At 61.5% G+C, this 21,775-nt stretch carries 13 protein-coding genes; 6 read left to right on the forward strand and 7 right to left on the reverse strand.

Annotation, left to right across the window (positions count from 1 at the left end; all coding sequences use genetic code 11):
- From METUNV1_RS07560 to METUNV1_RS07585, 6 genes are all read left to right on the forward strand, one after another.
- Positions 1 to 355 (forward strand): IS110 family transposase (locus METUNV1_RS07560; protein WP_043359362.1); only part of this gene is annotated, 355 nt, incomplete at its 5' end.
- Positions 356 to 873: 518 nt separating this feature from the next.
- The gene (locus METUNV1_RS07565) at positions 874 to 2,316 is read left to right on the forward strand and encodes a DEAD/DEAH box helicase (protein WP_008060469.1); all 1,443 of its coding nucleotides are present in this window, start codon (positions 874 to 876) and stop codon (positions 2,314 to 2,316) included.
- A 366-nt stretch (positions 2,317 to 2,682) separates the two neighbouring features.
- Positions 2,683 to 3,396: a hypothetical protein gene (locus METUNV1_RS07570; protein ID WP_139026320.1), complete on the forward strand. Its 714-nt coding sequence runs from the start codon at positions 2,683 to 2,685 to the stop codon at positions 3,394 to 3,396.
- A 71-nt stretch (positions 3,397 to 3,467) separates the two neighbouring features.
- The gene (locus METUNV1_RS07575; RefSeq protein WP_008060471.1) at positions 3,468 to 3,935 is read left to right on the forward strand and encodes a hypothetical protein; all 468 of its coding nucleotides are present in this window, start codon (positions 3,468 to 3,470) and stop codon (positions 3,933 to 3,935) included.
- 161 nt (positions 3,936 to 4,096) lie between these two features.
- Entirely contained in the window at positions 4,097 to 5,278 is a 1,182-nt protein-coding gene (locus METUNV1_RS07580; protein WP_043359366.1) for an ADP-ribosylglycohydrolase family protein, read from the forward strand.
- A 68-nt stretch (positions 5,279 to 5,346) separates the two neighbouring features.
- On the forward strand, positions 5,347 to 6,972 hold the full coding sequence (locus tag METUNV1_RS07585; protein ID WP_008060473.1) for an AAA family ATPase: 1,626 nt from the start codon (positions 5,347 to 5,349) through the stop codon (positions 6,970 to 6,972).
- Positions 6,973 to 6,976: 4 nt separating this feature from the next.
- Here the strand turns inward: METUNV1_RS07585 and METUNV1_RS07590 are convergent, their stop codons facing one another.
- From METUNV1_RS07590 to METUNV1_RS07620, 7 genes are all read right to left on the reverse strand, one after another.
- Positions 6,977 to 7,879: a hypothetical protein gene (locus tag METUNV1_RS07590; RefSeq protein WP_008060479.1), complete on the reverse strand. Its 903-nt coding sequence runs from the start codon at positions 7,877 to 7,879 to the stop codon at positions 6,977 to 6,979.
- A gap of 2 nt (positions 7,880 to 7,881) precedes the next feature.
- Complete coding sequence (locus METUNV1_RS07595) at positions 7,882 to 11,301, reverse strand: TM0106 family RecB-like putative nuclease (RefSeq protein ID WP_008060480.1); 3,420 nt, start codon at positions 11,299 to 11,301, stop codon at positions 7,882 to 7,884.
- Between the two features lie 247 nt (positions 11,302 to 11,548).
- On the reverse strand, positions 11,549 to 13,384 hold the full coding sequence (locus tag METUNV1_RS07600; RefSeq protein ID WP_008060481.1) for a DUF262 domain-containing protein: 1,836 nt from the start codon (positions 13,382 to 13,384) through the stop codon (positions 11,549 to 11,551).
- A gap of 19 nt (positions 13,385 to 13,403) precedes the next feature.
- Positions 13,404 to 14,126 carry a hypothetical protein gene (locus METUNV1_RS07605; protein ID WP_008060482.1) on the reverse strand — a complete coding sequence of 241 codons (723 nt, stop codon included), beginning with the start codon at positions 14,124 to 14,126 and terminating at the stop codon, positions 13,404 to 13,406.
- Positions 14,123 to 16,138 (reverse strand): BREX-3 system phosphatase PglZ, encoded by a 2,016-nt coding sequence (gene pglZ, locus METUNV1_RS07610; protein ID WP_008060483.1) that lies wholly within the window; start codon positions 16,136 to 16,138, stop codon positions 14,123 to 14,125. The genes METUNV1_RS07605 and pglZ overlap by 4 nt, the downstream gene beginning before the upstream one ends.
- Positions 16,135 to 18,963, reverse strand: coding sequence for a DEAD/DEAH box helicase (locus METUNV1_RS07615; RefSeq protein WP_008060484.1), 2,829 nt, complete (start codon positions 18,961 to 18,963; stop codon positions 16,135 to 16,137). Before METUNV1_RS07615 ends, pglZ begins: the two co-directional genes overlap by 4 nt.
- A 2-nt stretch (positions 18,964 to 18,965) precedes the next feature.
- Positions 18,966 to 21,743: a DNA methyltransferase gene (locus METUNV1_RS07620; RefSeq protein ID WP_008060485.1), complete on the reverse strand. Its 2,778-nt coding sequence runs from the start codon at positions 21,741 to 21,743 to the stop codon at positions 18,966 to 18,968.
- Positions 21,744 to 21,775: the final 32 nt, after the last annotated feature.

The raw sequence follows: 21,775 nt of genomic DNA on the forward strand, positions 1-21,775 counted from the left end.
CGCCGCAGGCCTGTGCGCCACCTTCCACCGCGCCCGCTTCAGCGGCGGCGATGCCTTCATCGCCTTCCTGGGCCTGGATGTGACCGTGCGCCAATCGGGCACCCAGCGCGGACGCGGCGCGCTCAGCAAGAAGGGGGATGCCGAGATGCGCCGTCTGCTCTATAACGCCGCCATGGCGGCCAGCCGCTCCAGCACCTGGCAACCGTTCTACCAGCGCTTGCTCCAGCGCGGATTCAGCCGCACCCAGGCGCTGGTCGCTCTGGCAAGAAAGCTCGCACGGGTCGCCTTCTCGTTGATGAAGAACGCTTCCAACTACGTTCCTAAACAACACGAAAACGCTTGCGTTGGAACATAGAATCTCCCACGGAACCGGTCGCGGTCTGCGCAGATTCCCGTGGAAGCGGCGCCCCGCCGCGATGCGGCCTGCGATCACACCCAGCATCGGATCCGCCCCTGATCGCCGCGGCAAAGCCCGCCCTGCTCCAGCCAAGACCCGCAACAAACACGTGCAAGCGGCGCCCCCGCCGCCACATGTCCCGGCTAAGGATCGACGCCGGCCAATGGCCGCGCAGAGCCGCCCCCGACAGCCACCGACGACAGACCGCGTCTGTGCGATAATGCGCGATGCAGTCGCCTCGCCGGTTATGGCGCGGCCAGAGGTATCCGGCCTGTAACGGCCTTCCTTCCCCGCCCTGGCGCCTGCGCCCCCGGGCTCGACTTCCGCGCTGGCCACCACGCCGCGCGCCTCGCGCCGGGTTTTCCGGAACCGATTTCCCCAGCCTGAACCGGCATGCCAGGCGGAAGTCCACAGAAGCGCCACGCGCCCCGGCCACAAGCCGTACGCACGCTTCTGCACAAGAGAGCTTCGCATCCATGTCGTTTGAAGAACTCGGGCTGATCCCCGAACTGCTGCGCGCGGTGGCCGATACCGGCTACACCTCGCCCACCCCCATCCAGGCCCAGGCCATTCCGGTCGTACTGGCCGGCCGTGACGTGATGGGCGGCGCCCAGACCGGCACCGGCAAGACCGCCAGCTTCACGCTGCCACTGCTGCAGCGCCTCGCCCCGCACGCCAACAGCTCGCCGTCGCCGGCCAAGCACCCGGTGCGCGCGCTCATCGTGTGCCCGACCCGCGAACTGGCGATGCAGGTGCACGAAAGCGTCAAGACCTACAGCAAGCACCTGCCGCTGCGCTCGTCCTGCATCTACGGCGGCGTGGACATGAAGGCCCAGGTGGCTGAACTGCGCGAAGGCCGCGAAATCGTGGTCGCCACGCCGGGCCGCCTGCTCGACCACGTCGAAGGCAAGACCGTGAATCTGGGCCAGGTGCAGATGCTGGTGCTGGACGAAGCCGACCGCATGCTGGACATGGGCTTCATCCCCGACATCAAGCGCATCCTCGCGCTGCTGCCCACCCAGCGCCAGAGCCTGCTGTTCTCGGCCACTTTCTCGGAAGAGATCAAGAAGCTGGCGCAGGCCATGCTGCGCGACCCGCAGCTGATCGAAGTCGCCCGCCGCAATGCCACGGCCGAAACCATCACCCACCGCGTGCATGCCTGCGACACCGACGACAAGCGCGCGCTGCTCACCCACCTGCTCACGCAGGACAGCTACGCCGACCGTCAGGCGCTGGTGTTCGTGAACACCAAGTTCGGCGCCAGCCGGCTGGCCCACCACCTGGTGCGCCAGGGCGTGGCCGCCGACGCCATTCACGGCGACAAGAGCCAGCAGCAGCGCACCGAAGCGCTGGAAGCATTCAAGAACGGCAGCGTGCGCGTACTGGTGGCGACCGACGTCGCCGCCCGCGGCCTGGACATCGAAGACCTGCCCTTCGTGATCAACTTCGAACTGCCGCACAACGCCGAAGACTACGTGCACCGCATCGGCCGTACCGGCCGTGCCGGCCGCTCGGGCGAAGCCATTTCGCTGGCTGCCCCGGAAGAAAAGGGCCGCGTCGCCGACATCGAAAAACTCATCCGCAAGCCGATCGAAATCGTCGCCCCGGAAGGCTTCGATCCGCGCGCCACGCGCAGCCGCGAGCCGCGCCACGAGCGTTCGGAACGCAGCGAGCGCCCGGATCGCGGTGAACGCCGCAGCCGCAGCAGCGCAGGCAGCGCCGGCAGTGACGCCCCGCGCACGCCGCGCGCCCCGCGTCCGGCCCAGAAAATGATTGCCGCCGACGGCTTCGACTTCAGCAAGCCCTACGAATCCGCCACCCCGGCCGACACCTCCGCCCCGGCCTCAGGCGACACCTCCGCCGCCAAGCGCCCCCGCCGCATGGTCGCCGCCCTGCTCGGCGGCAGCGGCAAGCGCTGATCACCCCGGTCAGCATCCCCTGCCGACCGCCCTACTCCGCTTTCGCTCCCCGCTGCAAAAGAAAAGGCCCGCACAAGGCGGGCCTGCAAAGAGGGAGTATCCAAGGCCGGCACGCAGCCGGACAGCGATTCAAGCTTAGCGGTTTGAGCGGGCGGGGGTTATCCGGAATCGGCAATGCCGCGCGGAAGCGTGAAAGTTTCCAGATCCACTTACGCAGGCATCTGACCGTCCACTGCGGAGGTCTTCTGCAGACAGTACCTCAACAAACCGTCCTGTCGCCTCCGGAGCTCGGAACCTAGGCTCATTCCATGAGCCCTGCAGCGGAGAGAATCAGCGGAACACTTTCGAATTCGCGAGAGGCCCGCTGTGATCAATCCTGCCGACTGGATGGACCTTTGGCTGAAGAAGCCAGCACTCGAAGCTCACGCGCTTCCTGACATCGCCTATCCAATTCCCACACACGCCTGGGAACTTGCTGCAGTGACAGGCTCACTTCCGTTCAAGTGGATGCTCTACGGCCTGCAGATGCGGGCAAAGGATGACGCCGCACTCTGGAGAGCGCTGTCCCCGGCACTCAACCGACTTGCGGAACTGCTGACACCTGATACTGCACGGGAAAATCTTGCCGTCTCAGGCGAGAACTGGTGGCTTGAAGTCGGGCCGGTGGATCGTGGTCAGACGCTGGTCACATTACAGCGTGAGATGGAGGTCATCGCGGCGATACGCCCGCGAGACGACGGACGGCTACGCATCGCCGCCTACCACCCTCTGGACGCCAAGAGCATCGGCTACCTGATCGCGCTCGGGCAGACGCCGCATCCGGAGTACGGCGTGTGCATGCGTGAGAGCAACTGGGCATACGCACTCGACGGTGCAGCAGCCAACGGCAACGCCTACGCGGCAGATCGCGGCGAAGCCTACCTTTCGTATTGGCAGTTCGGTCTGGGCATCACGCGAGAGGGCCACAGCCTTCCAATCTGGCGCGATCAGATCGCCCGTCCTCCGCGCCCAGCAGCGAGCGTTGCCATCGAGATCGGCATCCACTACGCCCTGTCGGCGAATGACACACAAGGCGTCTGAATACGGATGCGGCACACCTCACTTGCGACGCCTTGCGTCACTAATTCAGTCACTTGCCATGAGGAGAACGCATGAGCACAGCCCAACAACCGGATGTCCCCCTCACGCCGCAAGCGCGTGAGGTGCTTGCCTGGCTTGAGGCCGAAGGCTATCGCCCCACCGTCGACCCCGACGGTGATCTGCGCATCGTCATGTTCGGCCGTCGCTACCTAATTACGCAACGCGCGGACGACAGCAGCCATTACGTGTTGGCAGCGCAATGCATCCATCGGTTTGACGAAGAGGGCCGCGATCAGGCCATGCAACTTGCGCAGGAAGTGAGCATGGGCACCAAGGTAGTCAAGTGCATGGTGCCCGACGCCTTCGTAAGCGTGATCGCAGAAGGACGCTATGCCGAGCCTGCGCATTTCGTAGCGGTTCTCGATCAGCTTCTGGGCGCTGTCGACTACGGCGTACGCGCATATCGGGACGGACTGCACGAGCATGCCGCCCGTCAGGCAGCCGCGGACCTTATCCGGAAAGCGCAGGAACGAAACTGAGGCGGCGCTGCCCTGCGCACCGGACGATGCCGACGACCCGACGTGGAAGACGTCAAGCGTGACGCGCAAGCATCGCTCGTTGTACCTCGCCTAGAGACGGACAACGCAGACACCGATCTTGCGCGGTCCTGCACCTTCGGCGGCCCAGAGAAGGAGAATAAATGACGGAAGAAAACGCAAGAACTTATGGCGAAACGCCCTTGCTGGCCCGCTTCAGAGGCTGCCTTCTCGGCGGCGCGGTCGGCGATGCGCTTGGCGCGCCGGTTGAATTCTGGTCGCGCAGCGAAATCCTGAAGCAGTTCGGGCCGGACGGAGTGCGCGATTATATTCCGGCCTATGGCCGCATCGGTGCCATCACTGACGACACGCAGATGACGCTGTTTACGGCTGACGCGCTGCTGCGTGGCTACATCCGCATGGCCACCAAGCGCATCGGCGTGCATGGTCTGCTGATGCGCCACGGCTACCTGCGCTGGTATCGCACCCAGGGCTACCGCCATCGCGACCTCGGCGACGATGGGATGAACGGATGGTTGCTGACCCATCGGGCGCTTTTCGACCGGCGGGCACCCGGCAACACCTGTCTTTCGGCACTGCGCGCATCACAAGTGGATGGCGTGGCGAACAACACGAGCAAAGGCTGTGGCACGGTGATGCGGGTAGCGCCGATCGGTCTGTACGCGCATGTGCATCACGGCAGCCGCGGACCCGAGCAGGCCTTCGCCCTGGGCATGGACTGTTCCAGGATCACGCATGGCCACATCACCGCCACCCTCTCCGCCGGGTTCCTGAGTGCGCTGATCGCGGCGATCTGCCTCGGGCAGACGCTTGATCAGGCCATCGAGACATGCATCGTGCTGCTGCGTGCTCATGACGGCCACGACGAAACGCTGGCCGCGATCGACGCGGCATACTGCGCGGCGCGACGGTCTCCTAACAGTGCCGACAGCCTTGCGTCGCTGGGCGAAGGCTGGGTGGCGGAAGAGGCGCTCGCCATCGCGCTGTACTGCGCCCTCGGCTGCACGGACTTCGAATCTGCGCTCAGCCTGGCGGTCAGTCACGAAGGCGACAGCGACTCGACCGGTGCCATCGTCGGCAACATCCTGGGCGCCCTGCACGGTGACCGCGTCATCCCGGAACGCTGGCTCACCCCGCTCGAACTGCGCGACGTGATCCGCGACATCGCGGACGATCTGGCGAACCATCGGGGCTGGCCCATAATGTCCTGGAGTTCGCCGGACAGCGGAATTCCTGACACGCCTGAAGGCCTGGCGCAAAAGGCGCAGGTCAAGGCCCGTGACGACGAGCAGGCGCGCATCATTCAACGCTATCCGCCGGGTTAGCCCCTCCGGGGCGCGGCAAGCGCCGCGCCTTGATTAGAATGCCGTTGTCGTCCATTCACTCTCCGGTCATGGCACATCTGCATCCGATGCACCCCGGTCCGCGCCTCGATAGCGGCTATTACCGCGAACTTGACGTCATCCGCCGACTGCAGGATGGCCTGGACGCGAGCTTCGACATCTTCCACAGCCTGACGCTCCACACCCTGCGTGACGGTGCGGACGAACACCGCGAGATCGACGTGGTCGTGCTTGGCCCCGCGGGCGACATGGTGCTGCTTGAAATCAAGGCCGGCCAGCTCAGTCTGAGCAACGGCGAACTGCTCAAACTCTACGCAGGGCGCACTCACGACGCGGCGCGGCAGTCCCGCATCCAGTTTGCAGCCATGGTGAACAAGCTGAAGCAGGCAGGCCTGCACGCAAGAGTGCTCAACTGCCTGGTACTGCCGGACTTTTCAATCGGCAGCGACCAGATCGCCTCCTTTGCCCGCGAACGCATCTTCGATGCCGAAATGTTCGACCGGCTTCCGGAGCTGGTACGGGGCCTGATGCCAGCCGACCCCGACAACAGCCCGCGTGAAGACATCCGTCGCTTCCTTGCGAACGAATTCCGCGTATCGCCGGATCTGCGTGCGCTGGGCGTGCAGTTGCGCGACACCACGCACCGACTGTCAGACGGCCTCGCCACCTGGGTGCTCCGCATCGAATCGCCGTCGGGCGTCATCCGTGTCGACGCCACTGCGGGGTCAGGCAAGACGCAGCTCGCGCTCCGGTTGCTTGACGAGGCGGCCGCACGGAAGCAACGTGCGCTCTATCTCTGCTTCAACCGTGCCTTGGCTGATCACATCGTCGGCCTTGCACCGGCAACGGTAGAGGTCGAGACCTTCCACGAACGCTGTGTCGAGCACTACCGCCGCGTGGTCGGGGAGCCGGATTTTTCCGATGCATCGGTGTTCCAGACCATCGCCGAGCGCTATCACGCCGACGCACCGTCAATGCCCTCGCGCTACGAGCTGCTCGTCATCGACGAGGGCCAGGATTTTCAGCCAGCCTGGCTTGAAAGCCTGCTGCCGCAACTCACCAGCCAAGGGCGTCTCTACCTGATGGAAGATCCCTCACAGCGGCTCTACGAGCGCGAGGAATTCGATCTGGACGGCGCAGTCACGCTGCGCTGCGACGACAACTTCCGCACCCCGCGCCACATCATTGGCGTCATCAACGCGCTCGCGCTGACGGCCCGACCGGTCAGCGCATGCAGCCCCTACGCCGGCGAACTGCCGGACTTCCTCACCTACGGCGGCTCGGCGGAACTGATGCGCAAGACGGTTGAGGCCGTACAGGCGCTGCTCGACCGGGGCATACCGCTCAACGACATCGCCGTGCTCACCGGCCACGGTCTTAAGCACTCTCAGCTTCTTTCACTCGACCGCATCGGCCCATGGCGTACCCGGCGTTTCACCGGCCGCTACGACCGCAACGGCACGCCGCTTTGGACCGACGGCGAGCTGCTGATCGACTCCATCTTCCGCTTCAAGGGCCAGAGCCGGGCCGGAATCGTGCTCACGGAACTGGATTTCGAGGAGCTGACGCAGACGGAGAAGAGGAAGCTGTTTGTCGGACTGACTCGCTGCCATCTGGCAGCACATGTCGTCCTGTCCGGAGACGCCGAGCACGCAGTGGTGCGAGAGATCGGCTAGGGGATCACCCTGCTCCTGCTGACGAGGATGTAAAGCGCGCACTCTGCAGACTTCTGAGGTACTCCTCCCCATAGCTGTTCTTCAGCGTCTGCAGCACATCTTCGACCGATATGAACTGCACCCGCCCGTCGAAACGGGGAATCAAAGCCTGCGGGCAGAAGATGTATAAATTCGCATCGGGCTCTCCTGTCGCCGCAATCATCGCGTTCGCTGCTGCAATAACTAAGTTGCAGGTTCCGCCATTCTTAACTTGGGCCAGAATGGGCCCCTGCCGCCCGACACCCACGATATCAAAGTGAGCCATTGTCCCGCCGTTGCGGAAGATTTTTGCCGTTAACCGCCCGGTAAGGCGCATATACTCCTCGCAGGCCACCTCTATAGACGCCGGCAGATAGCTGCATCGGTTGAGCAAATCAGCTTGCCTGTTACATATCCAAGGAATTGCAACGGGCTCTATAGCTTCCCATCTGACGAAGGTCGATCTCGGCGGGGCCAGCAAATAGGCATGAGGAAAGGCATCTCTCTGGATCAACTGAGGATTATCGAGAAAAAGAACCTTTAGCGGCGGAATTGGACATCCGTCCCTCGGAATATCGTCCAGTGCGCTAAGGAAACACTTGGAGTCGGGTTTCGGCCGCCCGCCGATCACAACGCGATTACCTATACCAAGGGTGTAAGAGGCGAAAACATACGCCCCCTCTTCACGATCAACATTGGCCGCTGTCTTAAGATCGTTCAGCGTGTTCATATGGCGAATTGCCGAAGCGCCCCCAGGACTTGAGTAATCTTCGGGGCTCCATGACTCGATCGGATCGAATCTGATTGCGATCGCTCCCCTTTCATGCAGGTAGTTGAGCCAACCACCGCCATGCCAATCGTCGGTATGCCGAGCGAAGTACACTTCCATTTTTACAGCTCCGTCATTGATTCAGTCTGGGTGGCACCAACGTCCTTCACCCAGCAAAGCGTATTCACCAACGCCATATCCTCCGGCGTTTTGCAGCGGATCGCGGTCAGCGCCGGGTTGGCCACAACCACGGCGAGGCAGCGGGCGCGGGAGATGGCGACGTTGAGTCGGTTGCGGCTGTAAAGAAAGCCGATGTCGCGCGGCAGGTCGTCGGCGCTGGAGGTGGCCATGGATACGATGACCACTTCAGCCTCCTGCCCCTGGAACTTGTCCACGGTGCCGACGCGCGCGCCCTCGGGCAGAGTTTCCCTGAGCAGGTTCACCTGCATGTTGTAGGGCGCCACGACCAGGATGTCGTCGATCGTCAGCGGGTGGTCCTGACCTCGGCGGTCGCGATAGCGTTGCTCCAGCAGACTGCTGAAAAGCGCCTTCACCATGTCGGCCTCGACCTCGCTGCGCTGGCCATAGCCCTCGTGTTCGGCAGGCAAGAACACGATGCCCGTGGGCTTGAGCGCCGGATGGTGCCCGGCGTCCAGCAGCAGCGACTGATTGCAGGTCCCCGGCTCCGACTCGAGGCGCCCGTCATAGACCGCATCCGAGATGAAGCGACAGATATCCGGGTGCATGCGCCAGGTCTGCGCGAGGAAGATGCCGCGATCAGGTGCGATGGTGGCGACGCCGTCGAGCAGGTAGTCGAGCGAAGATTCGCCCGAACGCCCCGGGTGCACGCCCTGGATGGGCTGGCCGAGCTGCATCTGGTCACCCAGCAGCACAATGTTGCGGGCGGACGTCCCCATCGCCACCAGATTGGCCACGGCAACCTGTCCGGCCTCGTCGACGAAGAGGTAATCGAGCTTGCGATCGAGCGCGGGGTCAGCAAACAGCCAGGCCGTGCCGGCGACGAGCTGGTAGGGGTGCGGCCCCTCAAGTTCGCTCGTGATGTCCTCGTTCTCGAACACGTCTTCGACCAACTCGCCGTTCAACATGCTCTCGGCACTCTTGGAGGTCGACTTCTTGGCTCCGCGGAAGACAAGGCCACTCTCGCGCGCCACGCGTTCCACGCCGGACAGCAGGTTGTTGATCGCCTTGTGGCTGTTCGACGAAATGCCCACCCGTTTGCCCTGCTTCAGCAGCGCCACGATGACATGCGAGCCGGTGTAGGTCTTGCCGGCGCCAGGAGGACCCTGAACGAAGATGCAACTTTCCTCCACCCGCGTAATGACGTCGATGATCTGAGGCAGCTGATCTTCGGCACGCGGAACCAATGGCCCGCCCGGCACATGCCCCCTCACCTCTGGCGGCAACTGCTGCAGAAAGCTTTCGAGCGCCGGATATCTGCGATTCCCGGCCACCAGGCTGTCGGCGAACCGGAATACCGCATTCACGAGATCCTTCTGATCGACGGGTTTGCCGGGCCCCAGAGCGAGCGGCGGAGGCGGTAGTTCGCGGTTTGCGGCCAGCGTAAAGCTCACCCGTCTCGAATCTTCGTCGATGACCAGATTGCTCACCCCCGCGCCAGTACGCACGACCGTGGCCGCTACGCCGGAACGCAACTTGGTGTCCTGTGCCGGGTAGCGGAACGTGTAGCGCACCGACCGCTTTACCCTCTCCGGCGGGTACTCCGGATCAGGCTCCAGCCCACCCAGACATTCGCCGTCGTCGAGCAACTCTTCATCGCTCATGTCCATGCGGGCAAACAGCGCCCACCATTCCGGCTTGGCCGCGCGACGGTGAAAGTCCAGCAACTGGTAGGTCAGCAGTTGCAGATGTTCCCTGGCATTCCAGGCTTCGGCCTCCGCTGGGAGCACATCGACCAGGCGTTCGCGATACGACACTAGTCGCTGCTCCGCCGGGCTGAGCTCGCCAGGCGCGGGTGCGTCGCTCCCCTCTAATCCCGCGGCTGAGAACCACGGCGTGTCGACCGGCCGCAAGTTCAGCAGCCACTGCCGCAGCTCGAAGGTCGAGCGCACGTCATCGTAGTTGTAGGCCTCGATGTCTTTCAGGTACTTCTCGTCGCCGGTTTCCTTCCAGCGCTCGAACCAGACGATGCTGGCCCCCGCATTGGTTACGTCACCCGTGCGTCCCTCGAGATAGAAGTGCTCGATGTTCTTGATCGAATATCGCGGTTCCGAAACGCGAATGCCTTCGCGAACGACCTTGTACAGGTCGACCAGCTTTTGGGTGCGAAGAAGGTTGTCCACCTCCGCCTCGCGCGTGCCGTGCAGCGACATCAGTCGCTTCAGCGCTGTCTGTTCATACGCAGCGTAGTGATAGATATGCGCGCCCGGATGATCGCGCAGCCATGCCGTCACGAAATCCATGAACTGTTCGAACGCCAGCTTCTCGCCGGCCCGGTCATAGGCCCAGAAGGCGCGGAACCGCGCCTCGCCACCCTCGTGGAAGTAGAGACCGAACAGGTACTCCAGCCCGCCGTCCTCCAGCGGGTCGCCTTCCATGTCGAAGAAAAGGTCGCCGACATCGGGCCGAGGCATGCGGGCAAAGCCGGTCACGCGCCCCTCCGGCTGCAGCAATCGTTCGACCACGCGCTCACCCGTCTGTCGCGCACGAAGCTGGAGACCGGCCTGATGACGGAGGCGCGCAAACGTGTCCGGCGCAATCTTCGCGACCGACACCTCCGCCGGCAGACCCGCCAGCGCCTCCAGCGTTCGCACTCCGGCAGCTTCCAGCTTGCGGATCTGCACGCGGCTGATGTTGGCCACCTGACTCAGGTGATCGTCCTCGAGCCGGCGCGCGTCGCACAGATCCTCCCATGCACACTGCGCACACTTGTCACAGGGATCGGGATAGGTATCGACAGGCCCGCCCTGCACGCGCTCGACAAAACGCTGTCTGACCGTCTCGAAGTAGCGCGCGTAATCCGCACAGCGGTAGGTGAGCTCCCGGCGATCGCCAAGCACCACGTACATCGCCCGCGGAGCCACGCCCTGCACGACGGTCAGCAAGGCCGAGTAGTAAGCGAGCTGAACCAGAAACTTCGCGCGCGCCGTGCGTGCGAGCTTGGTATCGATGACCTCGTAGCTCCAGTCGCCGAAGGCCGAGGGGTGCTCTACCCGACGCAGGAAGTCGGCGTGCCCGATGAAGCAGCCGTCACGCAGCGTCGCCTGAAAGATCGCATCAGCCCCCGAGCGCATCGCGTCCAGCGTCGCAGCGACCTGCTCGTCCATCGTCCCATCGACGTCCGACAGATCGATGACCCGAGCAAAGGCGCGCTTCAGGTGATCCAGATACGCGCTCTCGTGTTTGAAACCGTGCTGCTGGATCAATCGGTCTTCGTCACTTGCGACCTTGCGCGGCAGCGGCGTGTCGAGATTGATCAGATCGAGCGTCGTCAGGTGATCACATTCGAGGAAGTTGACGAGGTCGGAGGCGGAGTAGAGAACGTTGCCGTTGCGTCTTTGCATTGGATGAATGAACCGGGTTGGCGATCACGGCATGGCAGTGAGCAGGTCCGAAGGCACAGCCCCACGGAGCCCATCGAGGCGCTATCCGCCCAGACCGACCTCGACTGAATGCTCAGGGTGCGGACGGCGGAACACCGAGTTCGCGAGCGACCTCCGTGTCAAGCACTTATCCGGTCACGCAATTGCTCTTCGGATCGAGAGAACTCGCGGGGCCGTCATTCTTCGCGCAGCGCATTAACCTGCCCCATCAAACATCAATTGGCGTCGTCTTCCAGACTTCTTGCGCCAGCGCGATGAGCAGCGCGTGGCGCTTCTCGATGGACGCGGCATTCCACGCAGGAAAAGCCTCCAGCTTGGCGTTGATCCGGGAAATCGATGTGTTCTGGCCGACCTCGGTCAGCGCCACCAGACTGCGCGTCAGGTAGTTGCCGCTCTTGCCGTACTCTGCCTGCTTGGCCTTGTAGAAATCATTTCCCGCGACGATATTGATTGGTTTTTCCAGCAAGGTCAGATTGCCGAGGCGATTCTTGTAGTCGTCGTAGACCGCATTCGGGTTCTCTGCTGCCCACGTGGCACGCAGCTCCGCCTTCGGGTTGTCGGGCAGGATGTGCTCGATTTCCAGCTTGGTGAATGGCTCGAGACTGCCTGGGGCATTCAAGCCGCCGAACGCCATCTCGACGTGCTGGGTCAGCCGCGCCAGCAGGTAGCGCGTGCGGTACTGCTGCATCGAATACAGCGTGAAGCGCTTGAGGGCATCGGCGAGCTCCTGCGACTTGCCCGCCATGTTCTTCTCGAAGCGGTCGGCGACGAAGGTGTTGAGCTGAACCTTCTGCTTCACCGGATCAGTTGTCTCCGCAATCGCACGCAGCTCGTCGGCCCATTGTGAGAAGCTGCGCTCCAGATCCTTGGTCGGCGTCTTGGTGAAGATGTAGTAGAAGAGGAAGCTCTCCAGTTGCGCGACGAAGTGATCGAACAGCGGCTTGGGAAAATTCGCGGCTGCCAGCAGCAGGACGTAGTGCAAACTGAACGCGCCACCAGCCAGCCGCTTGAGGCTGTCCATCGCCAGACTGGGCTTGCCGTCATTCCCCAGCCCGTTGGCGAAGGCCAAGTAGTGCTCGACGTTGCGAATCACCTTGCGGACGAACTCGAAGGGTTTGCCTGCGTAGTCGCAGAGCGCCGCGTTGTCCTTGGCGATGAACCAGTCGTAGATCTCGTCCTCGCGCACCACCGCATCACCGCGCTCGTTCTTGATGACGTAGTTGGCCATCAGGAAGTAGCGCAAGAAGCGCAGCGGCTTTTCCTTCTCCTTCTCCAGCGGCTTGGTGATCTTCTTCCACTCATCCTTGAGCCGAGTGAACTGGGTCTGCTTGACCTGCGTGAACAACAGGTTCTTGAGCAAGTCCATCGGGTTCAGACCGACGCCGCGCTCGTTGATGGTTTCGAAAATCTTCAACGCGCTGCTGACGTCGGTGGAGATCTGGATGAACACCACGTTGTTGGCCAGATAGCCCCAATACTTCTTCAGCTTGGCCGTGTCGTCGTAGTTGTCCTTCAGGTAGCGGTACAGCGTGCCGTAGGCGTTGACCAGATTCTCCAGCGACCCAAAGCTCGTGATGCCAGCAGCCTGGATGCCCGCACGAACAGCCATAGGGTCGGCTTCCAGCTCTACGAGTTTGGCCATCACTTCGCCCGCACCTTCGTAACGTGGTTCCAACTTCAGGGTGGTGCGCACCTCGCCGTCGCTGTCCACATAGCAGGTCGAGATCAGCCCGGAGATCATCTGGCGCTGTGGCTCGCCCTGGAACAGATGCTTGAGCGCGCACAGCAGCAGGAAGAACGTCGTCAAGCGCTGCTGGCCGTCGATGACCTCGTAATGGTTTTTCTGCTCGGTCGGCGACACCAAGACTGTGCCAATGAAATATTCCCGCGTCGTTCCTGCATCGATCTGTTCGCCAATGTCCTCCAGCAACTGATGCACTTCCTTGTCGGTCCAGACGTACTCGCGCTGGTAGTCGGGGACGATGTAGAAGCATTCACGGAATGCCTCCTCGATGCTGTACTTGTGGTTTTCGATGCGAGCCATCTTCTTCCTTCTTCGTTCTTCAAATCGTGCTGCGCAAAGCGACGAACTGGTTACTCGGTCCTTCCGACCGAAGGATCAGGTTTGCACTGTTCGACACCACGTAGGCCAGGGGCCGCGTCAGGGTGAACGGGAACAGCACGGGCAGCGACTGCAGGCTGGGCACTGAAACCGGCTTGCCGGCGTAACGCACGGCCGCCTCGATCAACCAGGCCGTGAGTTCGTCGTTGTCGATCGCGGTTGGTGCCAGCCGGATGACCCGCTTGCCTTTCTCGACCCGCTCTACGGCGCCCCAGCTCGCCTGGCTCTGGATGACCATGTTGGTCATGCGCCGAGTGCCTTCGCGCTCTCCGTAGGTCTCGCTCATCCGGCGATGCACTTCGGCGGACGCGCAGTCGCCCTGGATGGCGGAGAGGCGGCCCACCAGCTCGGCCACCTTGCCAAAGAACGGGTATGTCGCCACCGACATGCCCCAGCACAGCGCCGCGACCGGTATATCCGGCGGCGTCTTGTGGATGGCCACGCCGCGATCCGCGTAATCGACCAGTTCGGCGCGTGGCTCCAGCCACAGCCGATTCAGTACGGTGCGTGTTTTCTTCTTAGCTTCCACGCCAAGCTCGGCTGCATCGAGCAGTGCATTCAGATCATCTAGTCCAGCCACGCCCGCACGAATATTCAGTGCCGCAGCCGCCCAATCAAGCTGAATGAACCGATCAAAGCCTATTTTTGGGGCTGATGAATTCATTCGGTACCAATCACATAACTGACTTTCACAAAGGGCACGATCAACTCTTCGATCGACACCCCGCCGTGGACCACCACCTGCTCGCCCTCCGGCACAAAGGCGGTTCGTCCGCCTGCGAATAGGGGCATGAAGTTCGCGGGCAGTCCAGCGATGTCCAATCTGACTGTGGAGGGATAGGCCGCAGCGGAATCGGCCAGCAATGGCTCACTCCGGTAGATCCGAACGCGCTCACCGCGGGTCTCGGCAATCACGCCCTGGCTGGGCCTGCCAACGCCAGTGGACTCCACATTGCCGTGGTCCGCCGTGAGATAGATGTGGTATCCCTTATCCAGCAGCAGCGAGAACAGCCGATCGACGAAACCGGTTGACAGCCAGTTACCGATCCACATCGCCACGTCTTTCTTCGATCGCTCCTTGTGGAGCCGGTCATCCACCTCATCGATGACCAGGCCCACCACCTTCGGGCGCCGGTCGTTCAAGTCCGCCTCAAGCACATCCAGTTGATCAATCTGGCGCAGCGCGCGTCGGTACATCACCTCATTCGAGTTGACGCCTTCGTTCTGCCAGAACGTCTTCCACAAGGATTCCTCCTTGTCCGTCCTGTCGATGGAGTCGTCGAACTCGCGCGGTTTCAGGCCGGAGAACAGCGCCTGGCGCGACACCGATGTCACAGTCGGCAACCATGCAAACGCGGTTCCCTCGTCGAACGCGAAACGTTTCGTGGTGGCGATCAAGCGCTCGCGGATCTGTACCCACTGGTCGAAGGCCAGCCCGTCGAATACCAGTAGAGCCACCTTGGTTTCCCCTGCGGACCGCCGATGGCGCAAGAAGCGCGGCACGTGGTGCACCATCACCGGGCCCTTGGTCACCGGCTGCAGGATCAGGTCGGCGTAATGCTTAGCTGCGACCCAGACTCGCAGACCCTCGTCTGATTGCGCCTGCAAGGTCTTGATCCGCTCTCGAATCACCGGCAGGTGTTCGCTGCCTTCCGTGTCTGGCAGACCATGCGTGCGGGCCAGGATCTCGCCGTAGCGTTTGGCAAACTCACTCCAATCCTTGTGCGAGGAGGCGGCCGTTGGCGTCGTCTCGATCAGGCCATCGATGCCTTTGAGTACCAAAGCCTGCAATGCTGCCGGGTCCTGGACGATCCCGGCCTTGATCCAGCTCGGCATCCCCGCCGGGACGCTGTGCACCGCCAGCGGATGCAAGCTGCCGTCGAGGAACATGGAGTCGACCAACACCTGCACATCGGAGTGATCGAACGGGATCTCGATCTTGGCGGCGTAGTCTGGCGGTGGCGGTTCGCCCGTGCGCGTGCCATCCAGTCCAAGTGTCTTCAGGTAGCGATACCACGCATCCTGCACCACGCGCAGCAGCGCGCTCTTGGACGCTAGCCATGTGGCGACGGGTTGGTCGGTGAACAGCCCCTTGCCATGAATGATGCCTGCCGCGTGTTGGGCAAACAGGGGCGGCAACGAGCGGTTGGCAAAGTGAAGCCGCAGCAGCTCACGCCAGAAGTCCACCGGGTTGCGAATCGACCTCGGCGCCAGTTGGTAGACGTGTTCGAGGATGAAGTCCTTGGACTCGTTCTCGCCCCGTGCATTCTGCAATTCCGTCTGGTGGGCATGAAACAGCCCGGCAAGATGCTCCGGCTCGACTTGCTGCACTGCGCTGTAAGCCAGCTTGGGGAACAGATCGGCAAGGCTGAGGCGCACCACACGCCCGTGATGCACGATGTCCCACGGCAACGCATTCGCGTCGGCGCTGCGAAGATGCAGAACCAGTGACGGCGCTGGCCCCGCCTCACCGCGATCCCAGGCTGCACGATAGCGTTCCTCGTATTCCGCCCGAAAGGCGAACGGGTCTTCGTACAGCATGACCTCGAAGCCCCGGCTGCGCAGTTCGGACAACAGCTTTTCGTCCAGCAGCACATCGTCGGGGTCGCACGCCACCCACAGCCGGGTGAGATCGGCCGTGAAGTGGCTGAGAATGCGTTCTGACCACTGGCTCATCCCACCTGTCCTCCGGGCATCACATCGCCGGAGACGCGCACCATCATCACGGCATTCAAATCCGGCACGCTTGCATCCATGTCGTCCAGGGCGGCCATGCGTGCATCGTGTTCTTGTTGCAGCCGCTTGCGCCGGTGCTCACGCACGGTGGGTAAGCCAATTCGTCCGATGGCCTGACCTCGGGCCTCGAACGCATACACCGCACGTTCTCGCTCTTCCTTCAGCCGGGCGCGGTGTTCGGTCAGCAGCTCCGTGAAGATCCGTTCACCCTGGGTGCTGGCAGCGGAATGCGATGCCTCGAACCACCTCACCGACTCCTCGGCACCCGTCACGGCATGCACGTCTACGGTTTCAGTGAGCAGTAGATCCCAGACGCGCTTGGCGGTCGGCACGAAGGGCCGGCCTTCCTCGTTGATGAACACCGGAAGGAAGCGCTTCCGGCTCAAGCATTCAGCCGCCAGACTGATCTCCCATAGCGACCAGATGCCGCGTACCGAATCCGGAAGACCGGTCACGCGGATCACCGGCAGCGGCTGCCCGGCGACAAAGCGTGGCAGCTCGCTGATCACAGCCCGGGCGCGTGGGTCTTCCATCGTGACCCATTCCAACTCCGGGTTCTCATCCGCCGTGCGGGCGTCAAAGCAGGCCTGTGCCGACTCGCTGCCGTCTGCCCACTTCACCCGCCACGCATTGCCCACCTTGATGGCGGAGCCGCCGCGCGCAGCTAATCCACTGGTGATGGCGCGCTCCAGCCAGAACTGCGCCGGGTGGTCGCGCCACTTGCGGGCATCGTCTGCGTCGAGATCGTGCTCAGTAGTGAGCAGATCGCTGTTCTTCTTCGACTCCGCCAGGGTGGATCGAAGCTGCGACACCACCGCGTCGCACTCCTGTTCGATGGCATCCGGGTTCTGCAGGCCATGCACGAACAGCTCGTCGAAGATCGGGTCGGCCTCGACCGAATCCATCACGTCGGCCGCCTTGTCGACGCCAAACTCCTGCGCGATGACCTCGAGCTTTGCCTCCAACACCTGGCGCACCCGATGCTCCACGGTGTCTTCGAGCACAAAGTTGATGGCGCGAACCACGTGCTTTTGTCCGATGCGGTCCACCCGGCCAATGCGCTGCTCGATCCGCATCGGGTTCCACGGCATGTCGAAGTTGACGATGACATGGCAGAACTGCAGGTTCAGACCTTCACCACCGGCATCCGTCGAAATCAGCACGCGCACATCCTTGGAGAACACCTGTTGTGCCCGCGTGCGCGCTTCCAGGTCCATGCTGCCGTTGAGCGTCGCCACCGAGAAACCCCGGCTTTCGAGGTAATCGGCCAACATCGCTTGCGTCGGCACGAACTCGGTGAAAATCAGCACCTTGAGCGCCGGGTCGCCTTCCTCTTGCTGCAGCTTGTAGATCAGCTCCAGCAGTGCCTCGGCCTTGGCATCGGTGCCGGCGGCCTCGGTTTCCCGCGCCAGCTCCAACAGCATCTCGACTTCAGACTTCTCCAGCTCCCAGCCGCTGGATTGCATCGCCAGATCCACCTGGGACTGGCCGTCGAGGTCCGCCCACTCGTCGGCGCTGGTGCTCTCGAAGAGGTTGGCCTGCGGCTGCGGCGCATCAAGCAAGGCCTGGCGCTTTTCCAGCGTGGTGCGGATGGCTGCCGTGCTGGAGGTCACCAGCCGCTGCATCAGGATCATCAAAAAGCCGATGTGGCGCTGCTTGGCCGCCATAGCCTGGTTGTAGCCGTGGCGCACATAGTCGGTCACCGCCTCATACAGTCGCTGCTGCGAGCCGTGGCGGGCCTGCCAGGCAACCGCCTGCAGCCGGGTCACACGTGGCTTGAACAGCGGCTGACCTTCGGCGTTGATCGATGCGCGCTTTTCGGTGCGGATCACGAAGGGGCGCACCCGGTCGCGGCTGACGCTGCTCTCGTCCGGGAAGGCTTCGCGATCCAGCAACTGCATCAGCCGCATGAACTGGTCGGTCTTGCCCTGGTGCGGTGTGGCCGACAGCAGCAAGAGATAGGGCGAGGCTTCGGCCAGTGCCGCACCTAGTTTGTAGCGGGCCACCTGTTCGGTGCTACCGCCCATGCGGTGGGCTTCGTCGATGATGACCAGATCCCACGACGCTGAGATCAGGTCCTCGAAGCGCTCGCGGTTGTAGGTGTTGAGTTGCTCCAGGCTCCAGCCGCGACGACTCTCCATCGGCTTCACCGAATCGAGCGAGCAGATCACCTGGTCGTGCATGCGCCACAGGTTCTCTTCCTCGCCCGCGCCGCCACTGCGCCACTGCCGGAAGGCCGCCAGCTCGGACGGTTCGATGAACTGGAACTTCTCACCGAAGTGCAGACGCATCTCCGCCTGCCACTGGCGTACCAGCCCCTTGGGCGCCACCACTAGGATGCGCTTCACCCGGCCGCGCAGCTTCAACTCGCGCAGCACCAAGCCGGCCTCGATGGTCTTGCCGAGGCCAACCTCATCGGCCAGCAGGTAGCGGATGCGGTCACGACTGATCGCACGGTTCAGCGCATAGAGCTGGTGCGGCAGCGGTACTACGCTGGACTGGATCGGCGCCAGCAACAGGTTGTCCTCCAGTGCATCCAGCAGCTTGGCTGCCGCCGTGGTGTGCAGGATCTGCTCCACGCTCAGGCGCACGCTTTCCAGCGAGGCCAGATCTACCGACCGCGCACGCACCACCGCGTCCTTGGCTGGTAGCCAGACGCGGTAGGCCGCCTCGCCCCACACGTCCTGGCGTTCGATCACCCGGCAGGGCGATGCCTGCCGAGTGAACCAGCACCAGTCGCCGATGGTGAATCCGCTGCCGGCCACGCTCAGATCCCGTCCTCGGTACGGGTCAGCGCCAGGTCATAGAGCGTCAGCAGCTTCTCGTCCTCTTGCAGCGTTTCCTCTGGCAGCTTGTTGGCGATGCCGATGATGGTTTGGTAGTCCTTGGCTGCCCATGCTGCGCGGAAGCCGGCACGCAGCACTTCCAGGCGGGATTCCTTGATCTTGCGACCGGTGAAAGCCTTGTAGGTCTCGAATTCCTTGAGCAGCGCCTTCTCGCGCTTCTTCTCCAGGTCCTGCGCCTTGTTTGGATCGGGCACGTACCAACGGTCCTTGGCCTTGGCGACTAGCGTTGGGTCACTCTTGTCGAGACCACGCTGGTCTTTATGGTTCGAGGAGAGATAGCTGTGGATCTGGCTGGGCACTTCACCAGTGCCGTCGTACTTCAGGAAGTTGTCCTCTAGCAAAGCAGCCAATTCGGGCTTGACCTCATGCTTCTTCCACCCTGCACCAAGCTGTCCCATGAATTCAGGACTGATTTCTTGGTAAGTCGATGGGCGGCGCTTCAGAAAATCCGACAGCCAGTCAATCGCGCTGCGTTCGTCGGAGACAAACATCTCCATCTGCGGTGCAACCGCGACCTGCATGCGCTTCTTGTCGTACTCAGCCACTTGCTCTGGCAGAAACACCATTCCATCGCGCTCGACGAAACGTTGTATAAGACCCGCCTGAAACTCTTGTGTGGACATCGGCACGGGAGTGTTATGCCTAACAAACCAAGCAACCATGCGGTCGAAAATGATGCGTGGATCTCGCTCAGAGATAAATTCAAGCTCCCGAGCCCTAATTTTTACAGTGGGTAAATATTTGAGATGGGTGCGTACAAAATCCCATACAGAATCTTCACTGCCACCTTGTTTCGAAAATCTATCTTCTAGCCCGCCGTTGGGTTTATAGGCTGATATAACGAGATCCTGCTTTACCGCTGTCGTTGTAGTAACCGCCTTGAAGCTCCCTTTTCCTTTGTCGAGAGCAGATACATTGGCAACAACAAATCCGGCCTCTTGGATTGCAGTTTGAATTGCATTCCAAACTGATGCCTGTGTATTCGAGAACTCAACTGTCATCCACCGACCTGGCTTCAAGATTCGAAATGCTTCCTTAAAACACCTGCTCATAAGAAGGCGATAATCGTTTAGGCCTTTTCCCTGAACCTTATTTTCGATGGCTTCTTGTTGATTGTTTGTGACCACCCTCAACCAAGCTTCCCAAACAAAGTTGAGTTCGGAGTACATGAGATTCCCGCCAAACGGTGGATCGATGAAGATGTAGTCGATTGAAGAATCCCCGATGGGCAAGGCGGTGGCACTTCCGCAGGAAACAAATGCATTCGTCCCGTCCATAGAATGGCGAACCAATTGAGCACGGGTCCGAAGTGCGAATCGCTCAAGTACGGATGTCTCTACGGACAATGACGCGATATACCACGTACCCCTCAAGCTTGTGATAACACCGCCACCCCCACCAAAATAGTTACCTAAGTGAAGCCTGTTCTCCCGGCCCACCCATGTCAAAGCAGAAGTAAACCAAAAGAGATATTTAGGGTTTGCCTTCGCTATTTTTTCTCGGAACGCGGCCAAAACATGCAAATTTCTCTTAGTGTAAAAATGGTGTGCATGACGAACACCATGTGACTCCATTGGCTGCCGGGTGTTGTAGCCATCAGGTAACGGGGCTGTAGGCACCCATCTGGCTGGCTCCAAATCACTAACCTTCTCAATCAATTCGAGATCGAACTGATCGGGTACTTTTTCATATCTTTTCTTCCCAACGCTGTAATTTATCAACACTGGAACTTGTTTTGCCTGGCGGAATGTGCCTGAAACCTCTTTATCGAACACGGACGACCAAGCTCTGTCCATGTTGCGCTTCGACAAAGCCGCCGAGCAGTGCGGGCAGCAAAAGTCTTCGCGCGCCTTTCCTGCGTCTTTGTCGACCGCCACATCCCAATAAACTATTTCACCAGTGCACTCTGGGCAGAGAAAAACATCTGACCAAACCGTGAAATTAATTTTGCCAACCTGCGACCCATCCGTATGCCGCGTCTGGTACATCCAGCCAAACTCACTTTCTACCTCTGCAATGATTTTTTTCGACTCGGCATCAAATTCATGTACATCAATAGGCGTGTTGTAATTGTGCGAAATGAAAGTGGCAGCAGATGACAGGTCATTTAAGATGACTTTTCGCTTTCCTATTTTCGAGAAGCCCTGAAGAGCCCCTTCTTCATCCCTTGTTAATACGTTTCCGCGTTCGTCTACGCGATATCCAAGTTCTGCGACGGCAGACGAGTCTCCGCAGAGCTGTGCGGCTACGCCAGTCATCCCTGTCCCGCAAAATCCGTCAAACACGACATCACCCGGCTGCGTGTAATGCAGGATGTACCGCATGATTGCCTTATGCGGCACCTTGGTGTGGTAACTGTGAGCGTTGTAAATCGGGTCGTTCTTGCCCTCACTCACATCTGCCGCAAAAGGTTCTTTGCTGTAGTGAACAGACGAGTCGTATGGTTTGCCGTAGTGCCGAACAAAATCCTCGATGAAAGGATTCGGGCAGGCCGTGTAGTAAGGCGGATCAGACAGGTTGAGGATGTCTTCGTCCGATGCGATAGGAAAACCCTCGATCTTGCGGAACGTGGGATCTTTGAGCTTCTCGGCGAGAAGCTTTAGGTAGTGCTCGCGGCGCGCCTCATCACTCGGGAACGTTTGCCCGAGGCATTCAACCGGGCCTGACTTGGCCGCGTGGTTCTGGAAAAGATCATTCATCAGTCGTTCCTCAAATTCTTGTTGTCATGGTC

It is taken from the genome of Methyloversatilis universalis FAM5 (assembly GCF_000214035.2).
In the GTDB taxonomy this organism is placed as follows: domain Bacteria; phylum Pseudomonadota; class Gammaproteobacteria; order Burkholderiales; family Rhodocyclaceae; genus Methyloversatilis; species Methyloversatilis universalis.

Coding starts and splice junctions, on each gene's coding strand:
- METUNV1_RS07565 (WP_008060469.1), top strand. CDS start 874: ATGTCGTTTGAAGAACTCGGGCTGATCCCCGAACTGCTGCGCGCGGTG.
- pglZ (WP_008060483.1), bottom strand. CDS start 16,138: ATGAGCCAGTGGTCAGAACGCATTCTCAGCCACTTCACGGCCGATCTC.
- METUNV1_RS07580 (WP_043359366.1), top strand. CDS start 4,097: ATGACGGAAGAAAACGCAAGAACTTATGGCGAAACGCCCTTGCTGGCC.
- METUNV1_RS07600 (WP_008060481.1), bottom strand. CDS start 13,384: ATGGCTCGCATCGAAAACCACAAGTACAGCATCGAGGAGGCATTCCGT.
- METUNV1_RS07620 (WP_008060485.1), bottom strand. CDS start 21,743: ATGAATGATCTTTTCCAGAACCACGCGGCCAAGTCAGGCCCGGTTGAA.
- METUNV1_RS07585 (WP_008060473.1), top strand. CDS start 5,347: ATGGCACATCTGCATCCGATGCACCCCGGTCCGCGCCTCGATAGCGGC.
- METUNV1_RS07590 (WP_008060479.1), bottom strand. CDS start 7,879: ATGGAAGTGTACTTCGCTCGGCATACCGACGATTGGCATGGCGGTGGT.
- METUNV1_RS07605 (WP_008060482.1), bottom strand. CDS start 14,126: ATGAATTCATCAGCCCCAAAAATAGGCTTTGATCGGTTCATTCAGCTT.
- METUNV1_RS07575 (WP_008060471.1), top strand. CDS start 3,468: ATGAGCACAGCCCAACAACCGGATGTCCCCCTCACGCCGCAAGCGCGT.
- METUNV1_RS07595 (WP_008060480.1), bottom strand. CDS start 11,301: ATGCAAAGACGCAACGGCAACGTTCTCTACTCCGCCTCCGACCTCGTC.